Raw genomic sequence first — 4,465 nt, forward strand, 5'->3', positions numbered from 1 at the left:
TAGACGACTGGGTTGATAGGCCGGATGTGGAAGCCCAGTAATGGGTGAAGCTGACTGGTACTAATAGGCCGAGGGCTTGTCCTCAGTTGCTCGCGTCCACTGTGTTGGTTCTGAAACCACGAACGGCCCCACACCTATTGGTCACGGTGTGGTGCGGCTGGACAGTTTCATAGTGTTTCGGTGGTCATAGCGTGAGGGAAACGCCCGGTTACATTCCGAACCCGGAAGCTAAGCCTTACAGCGCCGATGGTACTGCAGGGGGGACCCTGTGGGAGAGTAGGACACCGCCGAACAATCATTCCGGGAGACCCCCGCACCTTATGGTGCGGGGGTTTTCTGCGTTCAGGATCTTTATCGGGAATTTTCGGGTCGTTTAGGGTCTAGCCATGCGCTACGACTTGGTGATCTTCGACAACGACGGTGTCCTCGTGGACAGTGAACCGATCTCCAACCGGCTGCTGGCCGCCTATCTGACCGAGCTCGGGCATCCCACCTCCTACGAGGACTCCATCCGGGACTACATGGGATCCGCGATGCACCGCATCCACGACCTGGTCCAAAAGCGCACTGGGGAGCGGTTGCCGGCGGAGTTCGACGACACGTTCCACCGGCGGGTGTTCGCGGCCTTCGAAGAGGAGTTGGAGCCCGTGGCGGGCGCCGTGGACGTCGTAGCGAAGTTGGCTGCGGGTGGGGTGCCGTACTGCGTGGCGTCGTCGGGTAGTCATGAGCGGATTCGGGTGGGGCATCGGGCGACGGGGCTGGACCGGTGGTTCGAGGATGCCCGGGTCTTCAGCTCGCAGGACGTGGGGAAGGGGAAGCCGGCGCCGGATCTGTTCCTGTATGCCGCCGAGCGGATGGGGGTGGCGGCGGAGCGGTGTGTGGTCGTCGAGGACAGTCCGCTGGGCGTGCAGGCGGCTGTGGCGGGCGGGATGGACGTGTACGGGTTCACCGCGATGACGCCGGCCTCGAGGCTCGAGGGGGCCACCCAACTCTTTTCCAGCATGGGGGAGTTGGCTGACCTGCTGATCTGACGGCCGGCCCGCGGTCGGGCTGACATTTGTCATGCGGAGTTGTTGACGATCGCTTCTACTGGGGGACCCCCTGTGGCGGCGAAGCTGAGTGCATGACGACGAACCAGCACAAGAAGCAGAACGCCTTCGCTCCGCTCCTCATGGATGTGGCGGTGCCGCTCGGGTCGTACTACCTGTTCAAGGGCGCGTTCGGGATGAGCACCTTCGCGGCGCTGGCCTGGAGCAGCCTGGTGCCTGCCCTGCGGACCGGGTGGAGTGCGGTGCGGGAGCGGGCGGTCAACGGGCTCGCCGGGCTCATCCTCGTGGTCAACGTCGTCGGCCTGGTGCTGACCTTCGTCTCCGGGGATCCGCGGCTGATGCTGGCCAAGGACAGCGTGGTCAGCAGTACGGTCGGGATCGGGATCCTGGTGTCCGTGGTGCTGGGGAGGCCCATGATGACCGCCGGTCTCAAGCCGTTCCTGGTGAAGGGGGACGCGGTCAAGGAGGCCGCCTGGGGGCGGCTGGAGAGCGGGGCGGCGGCCGCTTCGGCGGACTTCCGGCGGCGGGAGCGGGCCTTCTCGCTGGTGTGGGGTGTCGTGCTGCTCACCGAGTGCGTGCTGCGGGTCGTCGGGGCGTACACGGTGCCGGTGGACACCATGGTGTGGCTCGGGTCCGTGGTGATGGTCGTGGCGATCGGGCTGGGGATAGTGCTCGGCGGGGCGCTCGGTGCCGGGCCGATACAGGAGATGCTTGCCTCCGAGGCGAAGGCCGGGGAGGCGGAGGAATCCGGCGCGGTCGAGGTCGGGGGCGGGGTGCCTGAGGTCGTCCTCGCTCGGTGAATCCGGTATCTCCGGTAAAGCTGAGGCGAATTCATCTTTGGCTGGATCTACCCACGAGTACGCAGGGGCCCTACGCTCGCCGCCATGACAGAAGTGCTGCGGCGCGGTAGGGCCTCTTTGGCGTTCAGCTTTTTTGCGCAGGGTGCCGCTTTTGCGCTGCTCGTGACGCGGATCCCGGCCATCCAGAACAGGTACGGGGTGTCGGACGCGCTGCTGCCCGTCTTCCTCGCCGCCGTGCCCGTCCTGGCCGGGGTCGGGAGCGTGACGACCGAGCAGTTGGTGAAGCGGATACCCGTCAGCCGGGTGCTGCGCTGGTCCCAGCCGGTGGTGCTGCTGGCGCTGCTCGGGGTCGGGGCGGGGCGCGGGATGGCCGAACTGGGCGTCGCGCTCGCGGTGTTCGGGCTCGCCGTGGGGGCGCTGGACGCCTCGATGAACATGCTCGGGGTGAGTCTCCAGCGGGCGTACGGGCGCAGCATCATGCTGAGTTTCCACGCGGTGTACAGCCTGGGCGGGATCGTGGGGGCCTCGCTGGCGTGGGTGGGGGCGCACTGGCATCTCGCGCTGTGGGTGTCGTATCTGCCGGTGGTGGCCGTGCTGCTGCCGGCCGTTCTGGTGGGGAGCCGGTGGTATGTCGATGCGGGGGCAGAGGGTGAGAAGGCCGGGAGTGGGGAGGACAGCGGCGCGGGGGAAGGCGGTGGTGGTGCGGGGGTTGTGTTCAAGGTGTTGCTGCCGTTGTGTCTGGTGATGAGCTTCGCCTATATCGGGGACTCGACCGTCTCCAACTGGAGTGCGAAGTACCTCCAGGACGTGCTGGGGAGTTCGGAGCAGCTCGCGACCGTCCCGTACAACGTGTACATGGTGACCACGTTGCTCGGGCGGGCCATCGGGGACTTCGGGGTGCGGCGGTTCGGGGCGGTGGCCGTGGTGCGGGTGGGGGCGCTGGTGGCGGCCGGCGGGTTCGCGGTGGTGGCGGGGGCGCCCGGGGCGTGGGTGGGGATGCTCGGGTTCACGCTCGTGGGGCTGGGGCTGTGTGTGCTGGTGCCGCAGACGTTCGCGGCGGCGGGGCGGTTGTTCCCCGGGGCTTCGGATGCGGCCATCGCGCGTCTCAATATCTTCAACTACGTCGGGTTTTTGATCGGTTCGCCGTTGGTGGGGGCGCTGGGGGACGCCTGGACGTACCGGGGGGCGATGGTGGTGCCGATGGTGTTGGTGCTGGTGACGTTGGTGTACGCCCGGTCGTTCGCCGCTCAACCGGACCGATACGGTGGCGGTCATGAGCGGCCGCGCACAGTTGATGTGGGACGAGGCAGTAACGGGCTATGACTTCGGGCCCGAGCATCCGATGGATCCGGTCCGCCTTGAGCTGACCCGGAAGCTGGTCGGTGCCCTGGGGCTCGACCGTGAGGTGGACGTCGTCGCGGCGAAGCCCGCCGGGGAGTCCACCTTGCGGCTGGTGCACCGGGAGGACTACATCGAGGCCGTGAAGGCGGCGTCGGCGGATCCGGCGGCGGCGGACCAGTCGTACGGGCTGGGGACGACAGACGATCCGGCGTTCGCGGGGATGCACGAGGTGTCCGCGCTGATCGCCGGGCTGTCGGTGGCCGCCGCGGAGGCGGTGTGGCGGGGGGAGGCGCTGCACGCGGTGAACTTCGCGGGCGGGCTGCACCATGCGATGCCCGGGGGTGCGTCGGGGTTCTGCGTCTACAACGACGCCTCGTTGGCCATCGCCCGGTTGCTGGAGCTGGGGGCCGAGCGGGTCGCGTACGTGGACGTCGACGTGCATCACGGGGACGGGGTCCAGGCGGCGTTCTGGGAGGACCCGCGGGTGCTGACGATCTCGTTGCACGAGCATCCTCGTACGTTGTTCCCGCAGACCGGGTGGCCGGAGGAGACCGGTGGGGCGGGGGCGGAGGGGTCGGCGGTGAACGTCGCGCTGCCGGCGGGGACCGGGGACGCGGGGTGGCTGCGGGCGTTTCACTCCGTGGTGCCGGAGCTGATCGCCGACTTCCGGCCCGACGTGCTGGTGACCCAGCATGGGGCCGATACGCACTTCGAGGATCCGTTGGCTCATCTCGCGGTGTCGCTTGACGCTCAGCGGGCTGTGCAGGTGGCTTGTCATGAGCTGGCGCACGAGTATGCCGGGGGGAAGTGGGTCGCGTTGGGTGGGGGTGGTTACGCGGTGGTGGAGGTGGTGCCGCGGTCGTGGGCGCATCTGGTGGGGGTTGCGGCGGGGGTGCCGGTGGCGCCGGAGACGGTGATTCCGGAGGGGTGGCGGCAGGAGGTTTTTGCTCGTACTCGGCAGTTGGGGCCGGTGCGGATGACTGATGGGCGGGGGGATGTGGGGTGGGTGGGGTGGGAGGCCGGGTACGACCCTGCGGATCGGCTGGATCAGGCTGTGTTGGCTGCTCGGCGGGCTGTGTTTCCGTTGCGGGGGTTGTTGGCGTAGCGGGTTTTTTCGCCCCCGCCGCCCCTACCCATTCCCATCCCTGCCGTGGGGGCTGCCGCCCAGACCCCCGCTGTCGGCCCTTAAGGGGCCTCGTCCTCAAACGCCGGACGGGCTGAAAGGCAGACACCCGACCGGCGCTTAGAGCGGCGCCCCCAGCGGGTGGGTGGGGG

4 protein-coding genes and 2 rRNA genes are annotated in these 4,465 nt (G+C 68.3%); all 6 read left to right on the top strand.

The genetic code is table 11. The features are described 5' to 3' along the window. Nucleotides 1-84, top strand: a 23S ribosomal RNA gene (locus BMZ82_RS38900); the annotation flags it as partial. Nucleotides 85-176: 92 nt separating this feature from the next. After that, nucleotides 177-293, top strand: a 5S ribosomal RNA gene (gene rrf, locus BMZ82_RS38905). A 93-nt stretch (nucleotides 294-386) separates the two neighbouring features. Then, the gene (locus BMZ82_RS38910) at nucleotides 387-1,031 is read left to right on the top strand and encodes an HAD family hydrolase (RefSeq protein ID WP_093782095.1); all 645 of its coding nucleotides are present in this window, start codon (nucleotides 387-389) and stop codon (nucleotides 1,029-1,031) included. A 92-nt stretch (nucleotides 1,032-1,123) separates the two neighbouring features. Then, nucleotides 1,124-1,849 carry a VC0807 family protein gene (locus BMZ82_RS38915; RefSeq protein ID WP_093782096.1) on the top strand — a complete coding sequence of 242 codons (726 nt, stop codon included), beginning with the start codon at nucleotides 1,124-1,126 and terminating at the stop codon, nucleotides 1,847-1,849. 84 nt (nucleotides 1,850-1,933) lie between these two features. Further along, a complete protein-coding gene (locus tag BMZ82_RS38920; RefSeq protein ID WP_093782097.1) occupies nucleotides 1,934-3,172 on the top strand; it encodes an MFS transporter in 1,239 nt (412 codons plus the stop codon). Next, nucleotides 3,123-4,295 carry an acetoin utilization protein AcuC gene (locus BMZ82_RS38925; RefSeq protein ID WP_093782098.1) on the top strand — a complete coding sequence of 391 codons (1,173 nt, stop codon included), beginning with the start codon at nucleotides 3,123-3,125 and terminating at the stop codon, nucleotides 4,293-4,295. Before BMZ82_RS38920 ends, BMZ82_RS38925 begins: the two co-directional genes overlap by 50 nt. Nucleotides 4,296-4,465 lie beyond the last annotated feature (170 nt).

This window comes from Streptomyces sp. yr375 (genome assembly GCF_900110755.1).
Lineage (GTDB): Bacteria > Actinomycetota > Actinomycetes > Streptomycetales > Streptomycetaceae > Streptomyces.

Coding starts and splice junctions, on each gene's coding strand:
- BMZ82_RS38925 (WP_093782098.1), top strand. CDS start 3,123: ATGAGCGGCCGCGCACAGTTGATGTGGGACGAGGCAGTAACGGGCTAT.
- BMZ82_RS38920 (WP_093782097.1), top strand. CDS start 1,934: ATGACAGAAGTGCTGCGGCGCGGTAGGGCCTCTTTGGCGTTCAGCTTT.
- BMZ82_RS38915 (WP_093782096.1), top strand. CDS start 1,124: ATGACGACGAACCAGCACAAGAAGCAGAACGCCTTCGCTCCGCTCCTC.
- BMZ82_RS38910 (WP_093782095.1), top strand. CDS start 387: ATGCGCTACGACTTGGTGATCTTCGACAACGACGGTGTCCTCGTGGAC.